Below are 21,898 nucleotides of genomic sequence, written 5' to 3'. Positions count from 1 at the left end.
GACATGGCACGACTTTTATTGGATTCAAACGGCATTTTAAAACCGTTCGACAAATGGGTACAGGAAGTCTTGCCCATTGCTTCCCATCAGGTTCGTCACTGGCTGCGGACGGAGTATGATACGGCGGTCATCCGGGCGCATCAGGCGGCTGACTGGCAACAGTTCCTGCGCGAACGCGATATTCTGCCCAACCTCAAATGGCTACCGTCCACCTCCATTCATCCGGGGGCTGACCACCGCCCGTTCTGGAATACCATCCGGCCGATTGATGACACGTTCTGGAACATCCACCGACCGGGCGACCGGTGGAACTGCAAGTGCGACCTCACTGCCACCGACGAGGAGCCGACACCACTTCCGGACGAAGACGACAAGAACAAGCCCCAGCCCGGACTGGATAACAATCCGGGAACGGACGGCAAACTGTTTTCCGACAATCATCCATATCAGGCAGAAGCCCACAAGGGTGCCCAAAAAGCGGTGGATAAACTTATGGCCCGTATTGACGAGATGATTGCGGAAATGCCGGACTACCTTACCGGGGAGGAAAAAATGGCCATTGCCCGGAACAACCTCGAAATGGAAAAGGCTCTTAAAATCAAAAAAGGAAAACCTATGGATGTGGATAAGGCGGACAAACAGAATGCAAATCCCAAACATGTGGAAGAGTATATTTTGGATTCCAAAGGAATATACCGCGATAAAAGGGGAAACAGATACCGGAAGAACAGCGATTACGATAAAAAACGGGATACTCCATACAGTATCAACTGCCAGACTTGCGCACCGGCATACGCTTTACGATTACGTGGATGGGATATTACCGCCAAAGGCAATGTCGCAGGGTCTAAACTTGAATATCTGAGTAATGGACGTGCTTTTGAAGTCTGGAAAAACACCGACGGTACTCCGGCGCAACATATAAGTATAAACAGCTGGCTTGCGCACAAAGGATACCTGAAAATGACCCCTAAAAGGTACATGGAGTATTTCAATGAGGTATGTAAGGAAGAAGGCGTGTATGAATTGTGCATCGGCTGGAAAAGTGGAGGAGGTCATGCTACAATCCTGCAACGGTTTGCGGATGGTGAACTAAGGTATATCGAACCCCAAAGCGATAATTCTGCCGGTTCAGGAATGGAATGGAAAGACGTAAAATATTTATGTGAAATAGGAGCTGCGACTTCCCACAACTGCAGGGGAGTCCTGAGAATTGACAATAAGCTATTCGATGTCTCCTTCCTCGATATTTTCGATACATGAATCGATAACGTCAAGGGATAACGGACCGGTTATTTCGGTTGCGTCTTTACCGTCATACAGATAGACGAAAGGATAACCGGTACAGGAGTCCCCCGGAAACTTGAACACATAGGCTTCCTGGCCTTCATAAATACCAAGGTATTCGAAGGTGTCACCGTATTGCTCAATAAGTACACGGGCCTCGTTCTTTACTTGTTCCGGTATATTCATAACGCATAAAAGGCATATTGGAAGCCTCGGTTGCAAAGTTATAAATTATTCTTGAATTACTGATGATTATGGACATAAAAGATTTTACGGAAATGATAAAGCGGAAACGTGACAGGCTGGACAGTATGATGCGCCGCAAAATGCCAGTCATGGTAGGACGAATGGCCAAAGACCATTTTCAGGATAACTTCCGGCAGGGTGGATTTGTCAATGGCGGTCTTCACCCTTGGCCCAAAGCCAAACGGCTGTCCTCGGGAGGTTCCGATGCCGCCAGCAATTATGGAACGCTGCTCTCCGGCAGGAAACATCTGTTCAAATCGGTCGGATATACACCTGCAGACTACCGGGTAAGGGTATTCAACGAGGTGGTCTATGCACCCATCAACAACTGGGGCGGGGAAATCGATGTCACCGTCACAGACCGCATGAGGCGCTTTGCATGGGCCAAGTTCTACAAGGCTTCGGGAAAAAGAAAAAAAACCGGCACAGGGCAAAAGAAACGCGTCAAACGACGTTCCAAGCCGAAGGAACTGAATCCGCAGGCACAGTTCTGGAGGAACATGGCGCTTACCCAAAAAAAGAAACTGCACATCCGCATCCCGCAGCGCCAGTTCATGGGCGAAAGCGAAGAATTGAACCGGCGTATCCGGGAAAAGGTGGACCAGGAAATTACCAACATTTTAAACCAATAACGATATGGACGAAATTTTTATCGCAATCATGGAACAGATTGCACAGGAAATGCCGGAACTCTCTCTCATCGACGAGGACTACGGACAATTGGAAATGGGAGCAGAAGAAGACCAGTACCCGGTCACTTTCCCTTGTGTATTAATCGGAAATACAAACTCCGACTGGCACGACCTCGGATACGGGGCACAGAAAAGCGAATCCGCACTGACCGTCCGGCTGGCCATCGATTGTTACGACGATACAAGCTACGCATCCGGCACGTATGACAAGGTGAGGGAAAGGCAGCAGCTGGCCAAGAAATTATACAAGTCGCTGCAGTGTCTGCAATGCACGGACAACGCTTCGCCGCTGGTACGCGAGAAAAGCCGTTCGTATGCCATGCCGCATTACATCAAGGTCTATGAAATGACGTTCTCATTCACACTGCACGATGAATCGGCCATGCCGTCATCTTATGGGGAATAGTTCCAGCTGGGCGGCAGTCAGACGGGGGGCTTTCACCTTGGGAACAGGCTTCAGATTGTAGTCTGTTCCCTCACGTGATTTCCGGCGGATGATGGTCATGATACGTTCCTCGGATATAAAGAATTCGCGCTCCGACAACACTTTTAAAGCATCGTCGAACCGCAACCGCTGTATTTCTGTCCAATAGTAGTAACGACGGCATAGTGCCTCGTCACGCAGCTTGATCAGTTCTTTATCCCGTCCTTTGCCCATACATTTTATTTCTCTTACAAAAATAACTGATTTCCATCTATTTTAAGAACAAAAGCGCCGCAATTATAACAACTGCGGCGCTTTCTGTTTATAGGGTTAACGGGTTTCGGCTACAAACGGCAGAAACTGGGTTCAATGCGGGTCCATACGCCGTTTTCAGGGTTGCGGCGGCTGAAGTAGTAGTTGGTGGCATTGCGCTGCACTACATTAGCTTCCTTGAACAGGCGCATGATGTCTGCATACTCTTCATCGAACTTATCTTCCAGTTCATACAGCTTTGAAATGCTCTTGTAGTCCAGGTCGCCCATCTTGTTGCGCTCCAGCAGGGTCATGGCCATCTGATACATCGGATCATCAGAACCTTTCTCGCTGTTCTGCATGTAGCGCTTCAAATAGTCAATCAGACGGTCGGCTGCCATGTCGGCTCGTTCATCGAAGCCTTTCACCTTGTTGCTTTTCACTTCCAGACGGAAGTCTCCGTCCGTAATGGTATAGCTGCGCTGTTCGTCGCTTTTCACCTGGCCGTATTCCTTCATCACCTTGGTAAAGGCATCGGCTTCTTTTTCCAGCCATCCGCGGAACCCGGTCACGGCATTCACCATCTCAAGAACGTTGGTCTTTACTTCGTGCATAAACTCACCGCGTAATGCCTCGTAAGTTTCACGACGGGCGATGCGGTCTTCTTTCTCTTCTTGCTGCAGCTGGGCCATGAGGGCTGCTCGCTGTTCTTTACTCAGGGACTTGATGTCCACACTTTGATTGTTCTTTTCCATTTTAAATCATTTTAGTTGTTAATCAGCTATTACTTTGTCATCCTTCAGCAGCAAAGCGAATGTCCTGTCTCTTTCTGCTTTGGTTTCAAACTTCTTGTATGTCTTCCAGCCACCGTTTATGCCGGTACACATCTTTATCCTCGGGCCTGGATAATCATCCTTTCGTATTATACAGAACCCCGCTTTTATCAGCTTGTCTTGGTCATCTATCCTCATAATCATCCTGCTTTTCCGGTTCATCGTCTATCAGCATGGCCTCCCCATTGGCATACGCCCAGTCGGCCAGTTCGTTGAAAAACTCCGCTGCATCCTGGTTCTCCATATCGGATGTCGTAAGGGTCACGTCTTTTCTTATGCGCTCAAGCGCTTCATGTGCTTTTTTATCCATATTGCTCTATTTATCGGTTAAACCTCCTTTTCGTTGGATAGCCCGCAGTTTGATGGCCAGTTGTTCCAGCTCGGCTGTACTAACCTGAACAAAGGGCTTGCCGGCTATCCGGGGGTTGTTGCAGAATTCGTTCACCCGGTTCCAGTCGGTGGTGTCTATACCCAACTGTTGCATCAGCTTCAGGCAGACGCTGCGTTTCCGTCGCAGTTCCTCGCGAAGTTTCTGCCGCCATTCGTCTTGTCCGCTCAGTTTCTCCAGAGCAGTACAACAAACTTCATACTCCTTGGCCGTCATTTCCTTCAGACTGTCTGTCCGGTTCCACGTGTACTGCAGCACGATTTGTTTTTTGAATTCCTCCCGATCGCCCTGATAAGGCAGTTTGTTGAACAATGCATAGAACCGGGCGAAATTGGTTACTTCCTGTGCCATATCATCCTTTCACTTTTTTCTCCACTGAAAGAATTGCCAAACTTATCATCATAAGTTTTACAGACTGGCTGTCCTCTTCAAACAAATCAATATCCGCAACCACAGGCTCACCGCTCATGGTGTTCCATATTTGCTCTACCTCTTTCGTCTTCTTTTGATTCATCAAAAAGAGATACGCGTCATACTCGGAACGGTCAAATTCAAATACGACCTGAACTTTCTGTTTTTCTTCCATACATTCACTATTAAAAGGTTATTCAAACAATACTTTAATGCCACACGAACTGGCTACGTCAAGCTCCAGTTTGGCTCCCTTGCTCAGTTCCCAGTCCTTCAGCATGTAGATATAGTCACAAGCCAGCAACAGGGCAATGTCGGCCCGCATGTGGGCTCTCCAATGAGCTTCATCCGGCAATCCGTTCCTGAAAGGGTTTACAGGATCATAGCCTTGTGCCATCAGTTTCTCCTCGGCACGGCTGAAGGCTTCCTTGCGCTCATTCATATCATAGTGCGCGATGGCTCCGCTGATGTACACTTTCCCGGCACCGGTCGCTTCACCACGTTGAAAAGCCTTGTGTCGTTCCCACCGTTCCGGAACCACCACACTGTAGTTGCACGATTGGCAGCAGCAGCCTTCTTCTTTCACCGGGAACGGATTGTATCCGTAGCCCTCATACTCTTTGCCGCAGATGCAGCACACTTTCTTTTCTTCTTTCTTTTCCATCACTTCAAATCTTTAATGTTTATTTGGCAGGACGGATGCCATACCTGAATATTCCGAGCAAACATCACATCCCTGGTTTCTATCACTACGTGTCCCTTTGTCTTGGCCCTGCGCAGACGGAGGTCGCTTTGTATGTTACGTTCTACCCAATCGTCCACCACGGCCTCCGCTTCCTGTTCTTTCAGGAGTATCTGGTACAGCTTATTCTCCCATTCCATCATTCAAATAATCCTCCATATTATCGTCCTTCAATGTTTTGGCAGCACCTTCTTCCCATATCACGTAGGGCTCACCGGGCCGCTCCATAAAGCGGCTTTTGCACCAGGCTTTGAAACAGCTTACCATGATTTTCACATCGGCATCATATTCCACCTTGCGGGCGCTTCTACCTGCCGGATGAAGCCCCTCGGCATGGCTGATGAAGATAAACAGTTTCTTGGGATGACGTTCCTTGAACTCCTTGTAGGTTTTGTAGTTCAAGCCGCTGTATTGGAAGCTGTCGATAATCACGATTCCGGGACTGCCTCTGCGCCGTAACCGTTCCTCCAATTGCTCCATCGGTTCCCGGTCAAGGATAATCAGCTTCTTTTTCACTTCACCCATCTTGTGCCGTTTCAGGCTCATCTGGAACGACAAACCGGTACTTTCTTCCAAACTGTCATAAATTACGCGTCCGAAGCTACACAGGTACTTGGCCAGCTGCATCACAAAGCTGCTCTTACCGTTTCCGCTGGCTCCCCAAATAATCCACACGCCGCTCTTGGCCGGGTTGCCTATCGAGGTTTGCCAGTCCCCGGAAAACTCGAACCGGGGAATCTTCATGTTCAGCACCTCACCGGGACTGTAGGCTCTCTTCAGTTTCACGGTTACCTCCTTTCAATTCTTCAATAAGAGCATCAGCATAGTCCACAGCAAGTCTGGCAACTTGTTTTATAGACATTATACCTGATGAATTGCTTCTTACTACCGGAAGCATGCTTTTGGCAATTTCATATCTGCGCTGTTCCCAGTCTATCTCATTCGCTTTTCTCATCTCGCGATGGATACCGATAACAGCATCCATCGCTTGCATTTCTATCTTGCTTATCATGCCTGCATCCTCCTTAATTTTTCGATTTCGGTATATACGCGCCGCAAGCCGCCTCCGGTGCTATGAACAATCTTGGCAATGTCGGCACCGTCCGGGGCATTGATTTTTGCGACGATGGCAGCCTGTGCCTTCAGAAACTTTTCGCGTTCCTGCGCATCGTCCGGGGTCACCTTGCTGTAGGAGTCACCGTAGCGGCTCAACATTTCGGTATAGCCCACCTTCTTGCCTTCGATGGCGCGGTTGATCTTCTCCTTTAATCCGTCGGCACCCATCATATACCAGGCACAGCAGCGTTCCGTAGCGTTCCAAAGCGCCTTTAACTCCAGGAAGGCTTCATACTGCAGGTCCCCGGCTTCATCCAGGATAACCAGGGGCGTATCAATCGTGCGCAGGTAGGCCACCAGATCCTCATACACGTCGCTATAGCGTCCGTTGCTGGTCACACCGAATTCCTTGGCAATGTAGCGTATCAGCTTCAGTTTGGTCTTCACCTGGCTGCAGTCCACATATACGGCGTGCTTGTGCTGCTTCACGTAAGCTTTCGCTGTAAAGGTCTTGCCGATATTGGGCATATCGCACAGGATGGCACTCAGCCCGCTTCCCTGGCACACTTCCAGCTGCTTGCTCACAAACACGTAGGTCGGGGTCTGTGCTGCCAGCCAAGGTATTTCTGTACGCAGTTGCACGCCTAATCTTCGGGCTATACCTACCCAGTTGGCATCACTGACCTGCTTTTCATAATTGCCCCGCTTGATGGCATTGTAAACGCTGGGGGCTATGCCCAGTGCCGTGGCATGGCGGTTGTCACTGGGATAATTTTCACGGTCGGCGGCTATCGCTGCCACAATACGTTGCTTTACTTCATTTGTTATTTCCATTTGAATGCTGTTTTAAATTCGTTCTAACGTCGTTAATTATATCTTGGCTACTGCATCATGCTCGAAGGCACTGATGTCCATATAGGCTGAGTAATCTTCTTCCTCGGCTTGTGCAGGAAGGGGAACGGCTTCCGCCTGTACCTCTGTTATCAGCTTTGCTTCCTCTTTGGCAAGGATGCCCACACGCTTGATCTTGCCGTCCTTCATCATCTTGTCGAATTGAGCTACATACTTGGACTGTTCGGTATAGGCTGCCTTGTCGTACTCGGTCTGCTCGGCTGTATTCTCATTGTAACGGGCTACGGGCTTGCAGGTGGCGATATATCGTCCGTTCTGGTAGATATATACCTCGTTGATGGTTCCGTCGGCATCGGGCAGATAATAGGCATCTACCTTGTAGTTCCTCGGCTCCAGCTTTTCGATGATTTCCGGGCTGGGCAGTCCGTATTGGTTGTACATCACCGTGCAGTAGGTGTTCTGCCGGATGGTTGTTTCGGTGTGCTGTCCGATGAACCGGTAAAGAACGGCCTTGTCCCAAGGTGCAAGGTTCGGGTTCTGATGGGCGCAAAGCACATCCCAACGGCTCATGCCCGGATAGCGCTTTTGGTTGGGGTGAGGCTGTGCGTTGAAGGTCTCAATGGCGCGTATATCATCGGCTACCAATTCTTCATAACTATAGGTCTTCACCTTGTAGGTGTTGTTCTTTTCGTCATACACCTTTTCTTCCTTCGGGCGGTTGGCCTCCAGCTTGGCATACCATCGGCCGATACCTACCTGCGTGCGTTTCTCCACACCGTATTTCTTTTCGCGGTTCTTGTGCTCGGCACGTTTTTCACGCGAGTTCCCGGGGTTACACCAACGGATCAGGGGGAAGACGGTACCGGCTTGCATCAATCCGTCGGCAAAGTCGCTTACCAGGTGGTGTTCCACTTCTAACTCGGCGGGGATATACATGCCGTTCCGGTCCAGGGTCTGGAACATGTTTCGCATGCAGTCTAAAAATAACTCGGTAGTCTTGTACCGGTTGTAGGCATATCCCACCACAGCACCGCTCACCACATCGTAGGCATAATAGGCTTTCACTCGGTTGCCATCCTTCATTGGGCGCGGCAGGTCGCGGTCGTCAAGAGAAACCTTACTCAAGGAATATTCACCGATGCTGCGCAGATGATAAGGACGGTAGGCATTGTTGAAATCCCATTGGCTCATGTGCAGCTTACCGCGAAGGGCCTTGTTCTTGGGGTTGTTCAGGTAGTTGGCTACTGTGGCCGGGCTCAATACCAGCGGATTTCCATCCTTGTCGGTAAAGTCTGCCGGATTCAACACCTCGCCGGTTTCGGGGTCATATAGCTCCAGTTCTCCTTGCACAAATAGATTGTACTGTTCCCACACGGTGGTATTGAAGGGCTGCTCCGGTTGGGCATCGATGCTCAGCAGCAGGCGTTCAATGTCATAGGTCACTTTCCGGCGGTTCTGGTTCATGAACTTGCGGCTGATAAGGCTTTCATAGCCGTTGGCCTTGAAGTCATTCACACGCTTCTTGAAGCGGTTGGAACTGACAGGCAAGGTATGTCCGAACTCTGCTTGGTAGTAACTGATGGCTCCTGCCAGTTCGCCCCAGTTCACCGGCCCGGCCTTCATGGCCTTTCGCATAAACGTGGCATCCTCCATGGCACGCATCACTGCCTCAATTACCGAAGCGTTTACCGTATATTCTTGGATGTGTTCCGGTGGCAGTGTATCTCCGTTGTCAAAACGGAACCGGGTGTAAAATTCCCGGGCTTTCGCATCGATGTGGTAATGGCTGCCGAGCCAGTTTCTTATTACGTCTTCTTTCATATCTCCGTATTTTAGTTTTATCCTTTCCTGAAACCGTAGGGGCATGGTGGCTATTTCTACCAAAACGTAACCTCCCAGACCTCTTCCGGATCGAACTACATTGATTTTCTCCTTTGCCGCTAACTTCTTGTAATTGGGTATCGACATGATGGGAGCAAGTTCTTCTTCGGAAAGAGTGGAAGGATGAACTCCTTTCAGCGTGCGGCTTCTGCTGTAGTCTGCCTTTCCGTTCACCATCACCGGTCGGTCATCGTAAGTCAGGTCATTGTAGGATATGCACAATATCTTTCCATAATACTCCATTTCATTTCTATTTATAAGGCAGATGCCATCTGTTGGGTCTCGTGCTGCAGCTGCATGAAATCCGATACAAATTCACATTGGTAGGTTTCAGTCCGTTTTCCGTCCACGTACACATCCACATCATTGGTCTTTCTGTGGACCACGAGTTTTACACGGGGACCGAAAGTGCAGGTCATGGTCTTCTCGCACTCCTCGAAGGTGGTTTCGCAGTTCGGGATGAAGTTCCCGTCAGTCAGTTTGCCGCCTCGCTTCAGGGCAAGAGTGCGTATCCGGCGCGCCTGATCGCTGTCACGGACAAAATTCAGTGCTTGCCACACAGCCTGACGGCTGCATCCGAATGTCTTCATCAAGAAGGTCTTGGTCTCGTTATCTGTCAAAATCTGCTTTCTCATATCGTCATACTTTTTAATCGTTATCGTTCGTTCAAAGGTTTTCAACGGCTTCCGCTATTTCCTAATCACCCGTCAGTATTTCATGAAGGCGTGTCCCTTTCTGCAGTTCTTCGACCAGCACCTGCATCGCTTCCTCACACACACAGCTCACATTCTCTATCACCCGGTAGGCATCCGAGTTGCTTATCTCATCCTCCGTCATGAATTGTCCAGCCAGCTCCATCGCCTGGTCGGCAATATTCTGCGTATGTGCCGTACTGCCTATCATCGTGCGCAACTTCTGTTTGAACAGACTCTCTGCTGTTCTCGGATTGAAATTCTTTGCCATAACTCTAAATTTTAAAAGTTTATATCGTGGAGCGCGGGGAATCGAACCCCGACGGCTTTCTACGCTTTCTTATTTCGATTTACCAACTCTCCGGCCGTGCCTGCCGCCCCTGCCCGTCTTTCCGGGCTGCCAGTTATCCGGCAATCTATTTGCCTTGTTCTTCTATCATCGAAAGGACAACCATCCTGTCTTCATCCCAAAGCGGAAGCCCCAATTCAATGGTCCGTTTCACCACTTCCATCTCACCGACCAGCCCTACCGCTTCTTTGCGGAAATCGGTATCGTCATACGCATGTGCCTTGCCAATCAGAAAATCGGTCAGGTTGTCGATAACTTCCTTTTGACGTTCACATTTCATTTCATAGTTCAGCACTCGCACATGAACATCGCGGATAATCCGGCTGTCCCCATGTTTCTTGAAATCTTTGCAGAACTCATCCTTGTTCATCGAAGTGTTCAGATAAACCGCATGGATGTAATCAAAATCCTCTGCTGTAGGGGTTATCCCCGTCCGTTCCATAAATTCTTGCTGTGTCATAAACTCACTTATTTTATTGTATTATTCTGCATCTTCAATTTTGAAAGAAAAGCACTTATCCGCCAATACTCTTTTTACAAAGTCTAAGTCGTATCTATCAGCTGAAAAGAAAACTGCCTGATAATCTACACTGGGATAAGCCTTGATTGCTGTTGTATCTACCATCTTCTTGACCAGTCCGTAAAGAGCTTCGGCGGTCTCGGCTGTTGCTTGAGCTATAATTACTTTTGCTTTCATTTTCTTTAATCCTTAAAATTCGCTAATCACACGCCTTTTTTGTATATTTGGCGCGCTGTTTACATCTTAAACACGCTGCAAATATATAGAATTATTTCAATACATCAAACTAAATATGGAAGAAAATCAATATAAGGATATGAATTTTATAGAAAGACTTCAATATTTCATGGAGAAAAAGGGCATAAATGACAATCAAATGACTGTTAATGCCGGTCTTTCTGTTGGACTTATTGGGAAAGCAAAGGTGTCTGGCAAAGGCATGAGCTCAATGAATATTGAAAAAATTCTATTAGCCTATCCGGAATTATCTGCCGATTGGTTACTTACTGGTGCAGGAAGCATGTTGAAAGATGATTTGAACGGCATTAAAACAATAGACGAAGCAAATTCTTCGACTCTGCCTACCACATCTATGAACCCATCCATCGGTACACCATACTACGATGTGGACTTTATCGGGGGCTTTGATGAAGTGTTTAATTCACAGGTAAACATACCTGCCACCAACATTGTAATAAGGGGATTCGAAAAAGCCAGCCTTTGGTGCAATGTCACCGGGCACTCCATGGAACCCAAAATAAACCATGGCGACATCATTGCCCTGCACCAATGCACACTCAACGACATCCAATATGGCGAAATCTATGCAGTGGTGTTGGATACCATCCGCACCATTAAAATCCTCCGCAGGTCGCCGGATCCGGACAAGCTGCGCTTCATCCCCATCAACACCAATGACTACGATGAACAGGAATTCGACAAATCACGCATCATCAATGTCTTTGAAGTAATCGGAAGTATCAGCAAGTTCTTCTAAGTGGTACACGCATGCCTCCTACAGAAGGCTAAAAAAGGACGCACGCACACACTTTTGAAGGAATTTACCTGAAGCAAACTCGTAAATACACTGTAAATCAAAGGATTTATTTTATTATAATAAGGTATATCACACAAACAAGTGTCGTTTTTCCTCTCTGAAAACAGAGAAAAACGGCACTTGCTTTCATTTATAACATAGTTTCCTATTTCGGGCGTACCCTCTGAGAACTGAAAAAGTAACCCCTAAAGTAACCCCTAACTTAAAGAAGTAGTAACCCCTAACAGTAACCCCAATAGTAACCCCTAACCAAATAAAACCAACCGTAGGGGCATAAAAAAAGGGAGCCATAAGCTCCCCAATCAGCATTCAAAGAAATAACGCCTACAAGCCTTTCTAACGGCGCTATTATATCGTTCTAACCATTCCCTTACTACCACCCGAGATGAGCGTAGATTGCTTAATTATAGCCTTTTTCGTGCATATTGTGCCGTTACCAGACAGCCCGGCATGAAGCAGGTAATTCTTGGTTGCCCCCACCTGATCTGCCGTCAGAACCGTATAAACAGCCGATATACTGCTGAAATACCAATCTTTCTGCTTCGTCCCGTCTATTTTATGCAGCAAATGCACATGAATCACTTTTGCCATATTCGTTTCTATTATGCTGCAAATATACCAAATAATACTTATTTGGAAGAATTTTAAGGCAACATCTTTAAAAATAGGCACAAAAAAACGGCCACACAGCCGTTCACACCATCATATAACAAAATCCATCAACCCAGCCATAAAACGGCCACACAGCCGAAAATAAAACCCTTCCAGGCCGTTTTAGCCCCATCTGCAAGCCCGATGTAAAGCAATCCCCCGAATATCCGAAGAAAAGCCCCTCAAACGTAAAGCAGATGTAAGCCATGTAAAGAGAAAAACCGCTTCGAAATATTCAGCCCATTTTCCCGATCATGCCTAAACCCTTTGGTTTTCAAAACCTTTCGCCCATTTTTCCCGACCATTGAAAAAACCGCTTCGTTCTATGCCCCATAAATTTCAGGGAGGAGAAGTGAAATACACAGGTGGCACGATGCACGAACGTCCGGATGCATCCAATCCCATACAACAAGAATTTTATGATTTCTATCGTACCGAACGTGGCGAATACACCCCGAAAGGTGCATCTCCCGCAACTACCACCCACCCTACACTGACCAGTAACGTGAAGTTCATGAACTTCTATCCTTTTAATGACATCGAAACGATTTCTCCCCGCGCACTGCTTTTCATCACTGGCGATACGGCACACTCTCGTGAGTTCAGCGAAGATGCATATGCCCGTGCTGCCGACCCCAAAGAACTATACATCGTACCCGGTGCAGGACACGTGGACCTTTACGACCGTACCGACCTGATTCCTTTTGATAAGCTGGAGGATTTCTTCCGGAAAAACCTGAAATAGAAAAACGACCATAAGACTTTTCAGCAACAATAGCAATTTATTATTGGAAAAACATTTCTAAAGGGTTTAAAAGGGGACTGCGGCGGCGGACGCCCGTTGTATCTTTGCATAGTCATTAAAAATAAATGGCATTAGTAAACCTTATTTTTTTAACCTTTTAAACTTTAACAATTATGGCTTTACAGTATGTAGTAACCAAAAGAGTATTCGGCTTTGACAAGACGAACACAGAAAAGTATGTAGCGAAATCTGTCGGTTCGGGTAAAATGAACTTCGACAAAATGTGTGAAAAGGTCAGTCGTTTGTGCGGCATTCACCGCAAAGTGGTGGATTTGGTGGTAAGCGGTTTGGTAGATATGATGGCGGAAGATATCGACGACGGCAAGACCATACAAATGGGTGAATTCGGATTGTTCCGTCCCACAATTAAAACCAAAAGCGCGAGCACGGAAGATGCCGTTAAGGCAAGCAATATCCTTTCAAAACGTATCGTGTTTACACCGGGAAAGATATTCAACCGCATGCTGAATGAGATGAGCGTTACCCGTTCCGTACCTATAGACACCGACTATACGGACGGCAGCAGCAGTAGCGGGAACAATGGCAGTGGCGGTTCCGGCAACGGCGGCGAAGAAGAAAACCCGTTAGGCTGATTGTCATAGAGACAGCAAATTGCCTTTTCTTGAAAACAAAGTTGAAGCAGCGGTATCCACTCCGCTGCTTTTTTTGTTGCATATACCTGCCATTATTTAATATTATCTATTATTTTTGCAGAAACAATCATAATAAACAGCTATCTATCATGGAAAAAGCCAAAGTATATTTTTCAGACTTACGCACCTCTCCCACCTCTAACCTTTTAGATAAGATGGAACGTCTGCTTAAACGTGCAGGCATCGGACAGCTTCCTTTAAAAGACAGTTTTACCGCTATCAAGATACATTTCGGCGAACCGGGCAATCTGGCGTATATCCGTCCTAATTATGCCGCCCGCATGGCAAATCTGCTCCGCAGTTTCGGAGCCAAACCTTTTCTGACGGATTGCAATACGTTGTATTCCGGACGTCGCTCCAATGCGGTAGACCATTTGCAGAGCGCCATGGAGAACGGCTTCAATCCTATATCCGCCCAATGCCAGGTGATTATTGCCGACGGACTAAAAGGTACGGACTACAGAGAAATACCGGTAGACGGAGAATACTGCCCTGCTCCCAAGATAGGTACTGCCATTGCCGATGCGGACATAATCATCAGCATGAACCATTTTAAAGGCCATGAACAGGCCGGATTTGGCGGCGCTCTGAAAAACCTCGGGATGGGATGCGCCAGCGTAGGCGGTAAGCTGGAACTGCATGCTTCCTCACAGCCCAAAGTTGCCACCGAAAATTGTATCGGATGCAATATCTGCGTCAAACACTGCGCCCACGATGCCATTCATCTGAATGCCGAACGCAAAGCGGAAATAGACTATACCAAATGTGTGGGATGCGGACAATGCGTAGCTCTGTGCCAGCACGACGCCGCCGTAGTGAGCGACTGGGATACGTCCGAACGGCTGAACTACAAGATTGCAGAATATTCCGTTGCCGTGCTGAAAGACAAGCCGCACTTCCATATCAGTTTCATTATGAACGTATCGCCGGAGTGCGACTGCTGGAACCATAATGATGCCGCCATCATTCCCGACCTCGGCATGCTGGCATCGGCAGACCCCGTAGCGCTAGATAAGGCGTGTGCGGACCTGGTAATTCAGGCTCCCGTACTGCACAGCGATAATGTGCTTGCCAAAAAGCACGAACACGAAGACTTGTGCGGCTGCGACAAATTCCACATGATACATCCTGATACGGACTGGCTTGCCGGATTGCGTCACGCCGAAAAAATAGGCTTGGGAACAATGGATTACGAGTTGATAAAAATATAAACCGCATTACTCTTATGGCAAAAACAATGGAAGAAGTGCTGGAACGCTTCCGTACGATTGAGTTTCACGATGATTTTGATATGATTGTAGCCATTGCCAATGGCGGTATCGTTCCGGCAGGTATCATCAATCAGCGTTTACAAAAAGAAGTGCATCTGCTGCGTATCAATCTGAGGGACGAATATCAGCATCCTAAGTACGATGCTCCGCAATTGCTGGCTCCTGTCGATTTTAATTTCAAGGGAAAAAGCATCTTGCTGGTGGACGACCGTATAAAAACAGGAGCTACCATAAAGTTGGCACGCGAACTGTTGAAAGAGGCACGCAGCATCAAAACCTTTGCAGTAAACGGTACGGCCGACTATGCGCTGTTTGATGAAACGTGTTTCAAATTTCCGTGGATATTATAATAAATGAACATTTTTCTGCTATTTTCCTTTCTTACTACGATAAAATAACTAATTTCGTACCGAACAAAAAATAGTAGATTTCAACAACATGGAAGGAGCAACGAACAATTGGTTCTCTAATAAATACTCTATCGGTTATGCCTTGAGCGGCGGTTTCATTAAAGGTTTTGCCCATTTAGGAGCCATGCAGGCTTTATTGGAACACGATATAAAGCCCAATATCATTTCCGGTGTCAGCGCAGGTGCGCTGGCTGGTGTTTTCTATGCGGACGGCAACGAACCTCATAAAGTTCTGGATTATTTTGCCGGGCATAAATTCCAGGATTTAACGAAGCTGGTAATTCCCAAAGTGGGCTTGTTTGAACTTAGTGAATTCAAAGACTTTCTGAAAAGCAACCTGAAAGCGAAGAAACTGGAAGAATTGCAGCTGCCGCTGATTATCACCGCCACGGATTTGGACCACGGACGCCTTGCGCATTTTCATAAAGGAGATATTGCAGAACGCGTAGCCGCATCCTGCTGTATGCCTGTACTGTTTGCACCCGTAAAAATAGACGAGACGTACTACGTAGACGGCGGACTGCTGATGAACCTGCCCGTATCTACCATCCGGCGGGTATGCGAGAAAGTTGTGGCAATCAATGTCAGCCCATTAATGGCGCCTAAGTACAAAATGAATATTGTAAGTGTTGCCTTACGTTCGTACAACTTCATGTTCCGCTCCAATTCATTTCCCGAACGGGAAAAAGCCGACCTGTTGATAGAGCCTTACAACCTGGACGGTTACAGCAACAGGGAATTGGAAAAGGCAGAGGAGATATTTATGCAAGGATATAATGCCACTAATGATATACTGGAGCGCCTGCAAATAGAAAAAGGCACTATATGGAAAGAATAAAAATAACCATTCTCTAAATAGAAAGAAATGAGCGACGAAAATAAACTGATTATTTATCAAGTGTTTACCCGATTATTCGGAAATAATAATAACCACTGCATCAATAACGGCAGTATTACCGAAAACGGATGTGGCAAGATGGCGGATTTTACCGCCAAGGCATTAGGAGAAATCAAAAAGCTGGGTGCTACCCATATTTGGTATACCGGCATTATTGAACATGCAACGCAAACGGATTATCGTCGCTACAACATCCGCCCCGATCATCCGGCTATCGTAAAAGGCAAAGCCGGTTCGCCATACGCAATAAAAGACTATTATGATGTAGACCCAGATTTGGCGAAAGACGTTCCCGAACGCATGAGAGAATTTGAAAATCTGGTGCAACGCACTCATCGCAGCGGGTTGAAGGTTATCATCGACTTCGTTCCCAACCACGTAGCGCGTCAGTATCATTCGGATATGCAGCCGGACGGGACTTCTCAACTGGGAGCAAATGACGATACGGATTATGCGTTCAGCCCTTATAACAACTTCTATTATATTCCGCAATCGGAACTGCATGGACAATTTGATATGAAAGGCGCTGCTGCCGAACCTTATAAAGAGTTCCCGGCCAAAGCTACCGGAAATAACCGCTTTGACGCATATCCCAACATCAACGACTGGTATGAAACGGTCAAGCTGAATTATGGCGTGGATTACCAGAATGGCGGTACCTGCCATTTCAACCCCATTCCCGATACATGGAATAAAATGCTGGACATTCTGATGTTTTGGGCGGAGAAGCATATCGACGGTTTCCGTTGCGATATGGCGGAAATGGTTCCTGTCGAGTTTTGGGAATGGGCTATTCCGCAAGTGAAAGCCAAATACCCTACCCTACTCTTTATTGCCGAAGTGTATAATCCGAAAGAATACGGTAATTATCTGTTTCGTGGAAAATTTGATTATCTCTATGATAAAGTGGGATTGTATGACACACTTCGTGCAATAGTTTGCGGCAACGAATCCGCTACCGCCATTACACGGGCATGGCAAAGCCTGGGCGGGATAGAAAAGCGAATGCTGAATTTTCTGGAAAACCACGATGAACAGCGTATCGCTTCCGATTTCTTTGCAAGCAATCCGCGTAAAGCCATTCCCGCCCTCATCGTATCGGCTTGTATGAATGTAAATCCCATGATGATTTATTTCGGACAGGAGTTCGGCGAGCTGGGGATGGACAGCGAAGGATTCAGCGGCAGAGACGGACGTACCACTATCTTTGACTATTGGAGCGTGGACACCATACGCCGCTGGCGCAACGGCGGAAAATTTGACGGGAAGATGCTGACGGACAATCAGAAGCATTTGTATGGCATCTATCAACGCATATTAACATTGTGCAATGAAGAAAAAGCGATTTCGCAAGGAGATTTCTTTGACCTGATGTATGCCAACATCAATGGTTGGCGCTTCAACGAACATAAACAATATACTTTCTTGCGCAAGTACGGACGGGATTTATTGCTGTTTGTCGTGAACTTCGACCATATATCGGCAGACCTTGCAATCAATATTCCTTCCCACGCTTTCGATTTTCTGCAAATACCGCAAATGGAACAATACCGAGCCGTAGATTTATTGACCGGTAAAGAAGAAAATATAAGCTTATTGCCTTATAAGGCGACGGAAATATCTGTAGAAGGATACAGTGGCAAGATTCTCAAAATAAAGCTATGAAAAAGATAATGCAGGGTGACCAAATCACTCTGCATTATCTTTACCTTCCATTTTATCTTTTAATCTATATAGGCGGGTAATAGCCGGATTATAGAATTCGTCAGGGTAATGGGCGGCTATATCGCTCAAATTAGCCCGTACATACCTTTTTACATCAAATATATTTTCAGCATCGCTTAACATGACCTGTTCAGGAAATGTTGCCGTTTCAGCCCACTTAACCAGTGCATTAACACTTTCTTCATCGTATTTATACTCTTCCATCTTTTATTTATTTTTCCGACAAAGATATAACAAATACTAAAGTTATCCTTACCCTTATGAACAAAATCTGAAAGTGTAACGTTATATAGATGTGTTTTTCATAGTATTAGATATAAGATTAATTAAAGGAGACGTACCTGCTTGTGATAAGTAAGTACATCAAAAAACAGAAGCGTCTGTTTGATTGATAAATGTGTAAGGAGCATCGGTTTACCCAAGCCGATGCTTTTTTTATGCCTATTTGTAGCATGTTAGAAATATTATCCGTAAATTTGGCAGAAATAAGGATATATACGATATGAACATCCCTGTTATATTTCAATTTCTGAAAGAACTATCCGCCAACAACAATCGTGAATGGTTCAACGCCCATCGGGAGCAGTATGAAAATGCCCGGAACGAGTTTGAGAACTTGCTGACAGTAATTATCTCCCGTATCTCATTGTTTGACGAAAGCATTCGCGGAATTGAAGCCAGAGACTGTACATACCGTATCTACCGAGACACACGGTTTTCCGAAGATAAAACGCCTTATAAAAATCATTTTGGCGGCTATATCAATGCCAAAGGAAAGAAATCAGACCATTGCGGATACTATGTTCATTTACAACCGGGCAACTGCCTTTTGGCAGGTGGCAGTTATTGCCCGCCCTCTCCCCTGCTGAAAGCTTTGAGGCAAGCGGTTTATGATAACATGGATGAGTTTCGAGGAATTGTCGAAGACCCGGCTTTTAAACAATATTTTCCCGTTGTCGGCGAGAATTTCCTAAAAACAGCTCCAAAAGGTTTCTCTAAAGACTATCCGTATTTGAAATATCTGCAATGTAAAGAATATACAGTTTCCTGTCATCAGCCTGACAGTTTCTTTTTGGCTCCAGATTTTTTGGAACGTACAGATGATATTTTCAGGCAACTGAAACGTTTTTCCGATTTTGTGAATTACACGATAGACGACTTTGAATAAATTTAAAAACTAATTTAAAAACAATTGAATTATGGTAGTAGACAGACTTGAAAACATAGAGAAATATGCTTCGCTGAATCCTTTATTCGCACAGGCTATTGAGTTTTTGAAATCACACGATTTAAACGCTCTGGAAGTGGGAAAAACCGAACTTAAAGGTAAGGATTTGCTTGTAAACGTAGCGCAAACCAAACCTAAAACAAAGGAAGATGCCAAACTGGAAACGCACAAAGACTTTATTGATATCCAAATACCTCTGTCAGGTACTGAAATAATGGGGTATACCGCAGCAAAAGATTGTATGCCGGAAGATGCTCCTTATAACGCGGAAAAGGATATTACTTTCTTTACCGGTCTGGCAGAAAGTTATATCGAAGTAAAACCGGGTATGTTTGCCATTTTCTTCCCACAAGACGGACATGCTCCCGGAATCACTCCGGACGGCGTGAAAAAAGTTATTGTGAAAGTTAAAGCATAATACAAATACCCAAAAACAATCCTCTATGGAAACACTGAATTTGATTAAGAACGATCCTTGGCTGGAACCATATGCAGATGCCATAAACGGCCGCCATAAACATGCCGCTGAAAAAGAGGCAGAGTTAACCAATAAAGGGAAACAGACATTGTCGGATTTTGCATCCGGCTACCTTTATTTTGGTTTGCATCGTACTGATAACGGCTGGGTTTTCCGCGAATGGGCTCCCAATGCCACCCAGATTTTCCTGATTGGTACATTCAACGATTGGAAAGAAGAGAAAAAATACAGTCTGAAACGAAAAGCAAACGGTAATTGGGAAATAACGCTCCCGGCTGATGCCATGAAACACGGTGACTTGTATAAGTTAATGGTACATTGGGACGGCGGTTGCGGCGAACGTATCCCGGCATGGGCCAACCGGGTTGTCCAAGATGAGCAAACCAAAATATTCAGTGCGCAGGTATGGTCTCCGGAGAAACCATACAAGATGAAGAAAAAAACTTTCAAAGCTGCTACAGACCCGCTGCTGATTTATGAATGCCATATCGGTATGGCACAAGAGGAGGAAAAAGTAGGCAGTTACAGAGAGTTTCAGGAAAAGATTCTTCCACGCATAGCCAAAGACGGATATAATTGTATTCAGATTATGGCAATCCAGGAACATCCCTATTATGGAAGTTTCGGCTATCATGTTTCCAGTTTCTTTGCGGCTTCTTCCCGTTTCGGTACTCCGGAAGAGCTGAAGGAATTAATTGACACTGCCCACAGCATGGGTATTGCCGTTATCATGGATATTGTTCATTCTCATGCAGTGAAGAACGAGGTTGAAGGCTTGGGTAACTTTGCCGGTGATCCGAATCAATATTTCTATCCGGGTGCCCGTCGTGAACACCCGGCATGGGATTCGCTTTGCTTTGATTATGGAAAGAATGAAGTAATCCATTTCTTACTATCCAACTGCAAGTATTGGATGGAAGAATATCACTTCGACGGTTTCCGTTTTGACGGCGTGACTTCTATGTTGTATTACAGTCACGGTTTAGGCGAAGCATTCTGTAATTATGGGGATTACTTCAACGGTCACCAAGATGATAATGCGATCTGTTATCTGACACTTGCCAACCGCTTGATTCATCAAGTTAACCCCAAGGCAATCACCATTGCGGAAGAAGTATCGGGGATGCCCGGTCTGGCAGCCAAATTTGAAGATGGCGGCTATGGCTTTGATTATCGCATGGCTATGAATATTCCCGATTATTGGATTAAGACTATCAAGGAAAAGATAGATGAAGATTGGAAACCGTCCAGCATGTTTTGGGAAGTAACCAATCGTCGCCAGGACGAAAAAACAATATCTTATGCAGAAAGTCATGACCAGGCGTTGGTAGGCGACAAAACCATTGTTTTCCGTTTGATAGATGCCGATATGTATTGGCATATGCAAAAAGGCGATGAAAATTATACGGTACATCGCGGTATTGCTTTGCATAAAATGATACGTTTACTCACAGCATCGACTATCAATGGCGGTTATCTTAATTTCATGGGTAATGAATTCGGTCATCCCGAATGGATAGACTTCCCCCGTGAAGGTAATGGCTGGTCGTGCAAATATGCCCGTCGTCAATGGAATCTGGTAGATAATAAGAATCTGGCATATCATTATCTGGGCGATTTTGATTGCGCCATGTTGGAAGTTATTAAAAGCGTAAAAAACTTCCAAACTACACCAATTCAGGAAATCTGGCATAATGACGGTGATCAGATATTGGCGTATATGCGTAAGGATTTGATATTTGTATTCAACTTCAACCCCAAACAGTCTTTCACTGACTATGGATTTTTAGTTCCTGCCGGTAAGTACGAAGTCATTTTAAATACAGATAATCCTGATTATGGCGGCCATGGACTGACTGATGATACAGTGAAGCATTTTACTCTTTCAGACCCTTTATATAAAAAAGAGAAAAAAGAGTGGCTTAAACTTTACATTCCGGCACGTACGGCAATGGTATTGAAGAGAGGCAAATAAAATTAGGGACATTCATTAAATATTACAAAATTAGCCAACTAATTCATACACAAATTATTGCGAATTAGTTGGCTTTTTTGTATCTTTAGGTATTCCCCCGAAAACAAGGTTTGACGGCCAAA

31 protein-coding genes and 1 pseudogene are annotated in these 21,898 nt (G+C 46.0%); 13 read left to right on the top strand and 19 right to left on the bottom strand.

Features of this window, described 5'->3' with window-relative positions; genetic code table 11:
• Positions 1–1,263 (top strand): toxin glutamine deamidase domain-containing protein (locus tag H8S52_RS17770; RefSeq protein WP_186910311.1); only part of this gene is annotated, 1,263 nt, incomplete at its 5' end.
• Here H8S52_RS17770 and H8S52_RS17765 read toward each other — a convergent pair.
• Positions 1,225–1,473, bottom strand: coding sequence for a hypothetical protein (locus H8S52_RS17765; protein WP_007562519.1), 249 nt, complete (start codon positions 1,471–1,473; stop codon positions 1,225–1,227). The genes H8S52_RS17770 and H8S52_RS17765 overlap by 39 nt on opposite strands.
• Positions 1,474–1,541: 68 nt before the next feature.
• Between H8S52_RS17765 and H8S52_RS17760 the strand changes: the two genes are divergently transcribed.
• Positions 1,542–2,165 (top strand): hypothetical protein, encoded by a 624-nt coding sequence (locus H8S52_RS17760; protein ID WP_172772470.1) that lies wholly within the window; start codon positions 1,542–1,544, stop codon positions 2,163–2,165.
• Positions 2,166–2,169: 4 nt separating this feature from the next.
• Entirely contained in the window at positions 2,170–2,631 is a 462-nt protein-coding gene (locus tag H8S52_RS17755; RefSeq protein WP_007562523.1) for a hypothetical protein, read from the top strand.
• On the opposite strand, the gene H8S52_RS17750 is transcribed toward H8S52_RS17755, so the two are convergent.
• The 16 genes from H8S52_RS17750 to H8S52_RS17675 form a co-directional block, all read right to left on the bottom strand.
• Positions 2,614–2,883 (bottom strand): hypothetical protein, encoded by a 270-nt coding sequence (locus H8S52_RS17750; protein ID WP_007562525.1) that lies wholly within the window; start codon positions 2,881–2,883, stop codon positions 2,614–2,616. The genes H8S52_RS17755 and H8S52_RS17750 overlap by 18 nt on opposite strands.
• Positions 2,884–2,993: 110 nt before the next feature.
• Positions 2,994–3,656 (bottom strand): DUF3164 family protein, encoded by a 663-nt coding sequence (locus H8S52_RS17745; protein WP_007751532.1) that lies wholly within the window; start codon positions 3,654–3,656, stop codon positions 2,994–2,996.
• Positions 3,657–3,674: 18 nt separating this feature from the next.
• The gene (locus H8S52_RS17740) at positions 3,675–3,872 is read right to left on the bottom strand and encodes a hypothetical protein (protein WP_007562529.1); all 198 of its coding nucleotides are present in this window, start codon (positions 3,870–3,872) and stop codon (positions 3,675–3,677) included.
• A complete protein-coding gene (locus H8S52_RS17735) occupies positions 3,859–4,044 on the bottom strand; it encodes a hypothetical protein (RefSeq protein WP_007562531.1) in 186 nt (61 codons plus the stop codon). The genes H8S52_RS17740 and H8S52_RS17735 overlap by 14 nt, the downstream gene beginning before the upstream one ends.
• Positions 4,045–4,050: 6 nt before the next feature.
• The gene (locus tag H8S52_RS17730) at positions 4,051–4,473 is read right to left on the bottom strand and encodes a hypothetical protein (protein WP_007562532.1); all 423 of its coding nucleotides are present in this window, start codon (positions 4,471–4,473) and stop codon (positions 4,051–4,053) included.
• A 1-nt stretch (position 4,474) separates the two neighbouring features.
• Complete coding sequence (locus H8S52_RS17725; protein ID WP_007562534.1) at positions 4,475–4,708, bottom strand: hypothetical protein; 234 nt, start codon at positions 4,706–4,708, stop codon at positions 4,475–4,477.
• A gap of 18 nt (positions 4,709–4,726) precedes the next feature.
• Positions 4,727–5,197, bottom strand: coding sequence for a DUF4406 domain-containing protein (locus H8S52_RS17720; protein WP_007562536.1), 471 nt, complete (start codon positions 5,195–5,197; stop codon positions 4,727–4,729).
• Positions 5,197–5,418: a hypothetical protein gene (locus H8S52_RS17715; RefSeq protein ID WP_007751522.1), complete on the bottom strand. Its 222-nt coding sequence runs from the start codon at positions 5,416–5,418 to the stop codon at positions 5,197–5,199. The genes H8S52_RS17720 and H8S52_RS17715 overlap by 1 nt, the downstream gene beginning before the upstream one ends.
• Positions 5,399–6,061: an ATP-binding protein gene (locus H8S52_RS17710; RefSeq protein ID WP_032558186.1), complete on the bottom strand. Its 663-nt coding sequence runs from the start codon at positions 6,059–6,061 to the stop codon at positions 5,399–5,401. Before H8S52_RS17710 ends, H8S52_RS17715 begins: the two co-directional genes overlap by 20 nt.
• Complete coding sequence (locus tag H8S52_RS17705; protein ID WP_007751518.1) at positions 6,030–6,287, bottom strand: hypothetical protein; 258 nt, start codon at positions 6,285–6,287, stop codon at positions 6,030–6,032. Before H8S52_RS17705 ends, H8S52_RS17710 begins: the two co-directional genes overlap by 32 nt.
• On the bottom strand, positions 6,284–7,165 hold the full coding sequence (locus H8S52_RS17700; RefSeq protein ID WP_007751516.1) for an ATP-binding protein: 882 nt from the start codon (positions 7,163–7,165) through the stop codon (positions 6,284–6,286). The genes H8S52_RS17705 and H8S52_RS17700 overlap by 4 nt, the downstream gene beginning before the upstream one ends.
• Before the next feature lie 36 nt (positions 7,166–7,201).
• Positions 7,202–9,307 carry a hypothetical protein gene (locus H8S52_RS17695; RefSeq protein ID WP_032558185.1) on the bottom strand — a complete coding sequence of 702 codons (2,106 nt, stop codon included), beginning with the start codon at positions 9,305–9,307 and terminating at the stop codon, positions 7,202–7,204.
• 11 nt (positions 9,308–9,318) lie between these two features.
• The gene (locus tag H8S52_RS17690) at positions 9,319–9,699 is read right to left on the bottom strand and encodes a hypothetical protein (RefSeq protein WP_007758937.1); all 381 of its coding nucleotides are present in this window, start codon (positions 9,697–9,699) and stop codon (positions 9,319–9,321) included.
• A gap of 61 nt (positions 9,700–9,760) precedes the next feature.
• Positions 9,761–10,027 carry a hypothetical protein gene (locus H8S52_RS17685; protein WP_007751507.1) on the bottom strand — a complete coding sequence of 89 codons (267 nt, stop codon included), beginning with the start codon at positions 10,025–10,027 and terminating at the stop codon, positions 9,761–9,763.
• A 145-nt stretch (positions 10,028–10,172) separates the two neighbouring features.
• A complete protein-coding gene (locus H8S52_RS17680) occupies positions 10,173–10,565 on the bottom strand; it encodes a hypothetical protein (RefSeq protein WP_007758936.1) in 393 nt (130 codons plus the stop codon).
• 21 nt (positions 10,566–10,586) lie between these two features.
• Positions 10,587–10,802: a hypothetical protein gene (locus H8S52_RS17675; RefSeq protein ID WP_007751500.1), complete on the bottom strand. Its 216-nt coding sequence runs from the start codon at positions 10,800–10,802 to the stop codon at positions 10,587–10,589.
• 115 nt (positions 10,803–10,917) lie between these two features.
• Here H8S52_RS17675 and H8S52_RS17670 point away from each other — a divergent pair, with 115 nt between their 5' ends.
• A complete protein-coding gene (locus H8S52_RS17670; protein ID WP_007758935.1) occupies positions 10,918–11,622 on the top strand; it encodes a helix-turn-helix transcriptional regulator in 705 nt (234 codons plus the stop codon).
• A gap of 408 nt (positions 11,623–12,030) precedes the next feature.
• On the opposite strand, the gene H8S52_RS17665 is transcribed toward H8S52_RS17670, so the two are convergent.
• Positions 12,031–12,273, bottom strand: a complete 243-nt coding sequence (locus tag H8S52_RS17665) for a hypothetical protein (RefSeq protein WP_007751495.1) — start codon at positions 12,271–12,273, stop codon at positions 12,031–12,033.
• A 394-nt stretch (positions 12,274–12,667) separates the two neighbouring features.
• Between H8S52_RS17665 and H8S52_RS17660 the strand changes: the two are divergent.
• The 6 genes and pseudogenes from H8S52_RS17660 to H8S52_RS17635 all read left to right on the top strand — a co-directional run.
• A pseudogene (locus H8S52_RS17660) lies at positions 12,668–13,078 on the top strand (alpha/beta hydrolase); the annotation flags it as partial.
• A gap of 173 nt (positions 13,079–13,251) precedes the next feature.
• Positions 13,252–13,731, top strand: a complete 480-nt coding sequence (locus H8S52_RS17655; RefSeq protein ID WP_186910310.1) for an HU family DNA-binding protein — start codon at positions 13,252–13,254, stop codon at positions 13,729–13,731.
• Positions 13,732–13,880: 149 nt separating this feature from the next.
• Complete coding sequence (locus H8S52_RS17650; RefSeq protein ID WP_117954601.1) at positions 13,881–15,002, top strand: DUF362 domain-containing protein; 1,122 nt, start codon at positions 13,881–13,883, stop codon at positions 15,000–15,002.
• A 14-nt stretch (positions 15,003–15,016) separates the two neighbouring features.
• A complete protein-coding gene (locus tag H8S52_RS17645; protein WP_186910309.1) occupies positions 15,017–15,412 on the top strand; it encodes a phosphoribosyltransferase in 396 nt (131 codons plus the stop codon).
• An 88-nt stretch (positions 15,413–15,500) separates the two neighbouring features.
• Positions 15,501–16,310 (top strand): patatin-like phospholipase family protein, encoded by an 810-nt coding sequence (locus H8S52_RS17640; protein WP_005654050.1) that lies wholly within the window; start codon positions 15,501–15,503, stop codon positions 16,308–16,310.
• Positions 16,311–16,337: 27 nt separating this feature from the next.
• The gene (locus tag H8S52_RS17635; protein ID WP_117906262.1) at positions 16,338–18,035 is read left to right on the top strand and encodes an alpha-amylase family protein; all 1,698 of its coding nucleotides are present in this window, start codon (positions 16,338–16,340) and stop codon (positions 18,033–18,035) included.
• 24 nt (positions 18,036–18,059) lie between these two features.
• Here H8S52_RS17635 and H8S52_RS17630 read toward each other — a convergent pair whose 3' ends face one another.
• Positions 18,060–18,299 (bottom strand): hypothetical protein, encoded by a 240-nt coding sequence (locus tag H8S52_RS17630; RefSeq protein ID WP_005654046.1) that lies wholly within the window; start codon positions 18,297–18,299, stop codon positions 18,060–18,062.
• 298 nt (positions 18,300–18,597) lie between these two features.
• Between H8S52_RS17630 and H8S52_RS17625 the strand changes: the two genes are divergently transcribed.
• Genes H8S52_RS17625 through H8S52_RS17615 form a run of 3 tightly spaced genes read left to right on the top strand, consistent with a single transcriptional unit; the run spans position 18,598 to position 21,776 of the window.
• Complete coding sequence (locus H8S52_RS17625; RefSeq protein WP_005654044.1) at positions 18,598–19,263, top strand: DUF2461 domain-containing protein; 666 nt, start codon at positions 18,598–18,600, stop codon at positions 19,261–19,263.
• Positions 19,264–19,294: 31 nt separating this feature from the next.
• Entirely contained in the window at positions 19,295–19,741 is a 447-nt protein-coding gene (locus H8S52_RS17620; protein ID WP_022103458.1) for a YhcH/YjgK/YiaL family protein, read from the top strand.
• A 25-nt stretch (positions 19,742–19,766) separates the two neighbouring features.
• Positions 19,767–21,776: an alpha amylase C-terminal domain-containing protein gene (locus tag H8S52_RS17615; protein WP_186910308.1), complete on the top strand. Its 2,010-nt coding sequence runs from the start codon at positions 19,767–19,769 to the stop codon at positions 21,774–21,776.
• Positions 21,777–21,898 lie beyond the last annotated feature (122 nt).

The sequence above is a fragment of the Bacteroides sp. NSJ-48 genome, from assembly GCF_014287405.1.
GTDB classification, from domain to species: Bacteria; Bacteroidota; Bacteroidia; order Bacteroidales; family Bacteroidaceae; genus Bacteroides; species Bacteroides stercoris.
The sequence above is the reverse complement of the archived record's forward strand: the minus strand, read 5'-3'. Positions and strand labels throughout refer to the sequence as shown.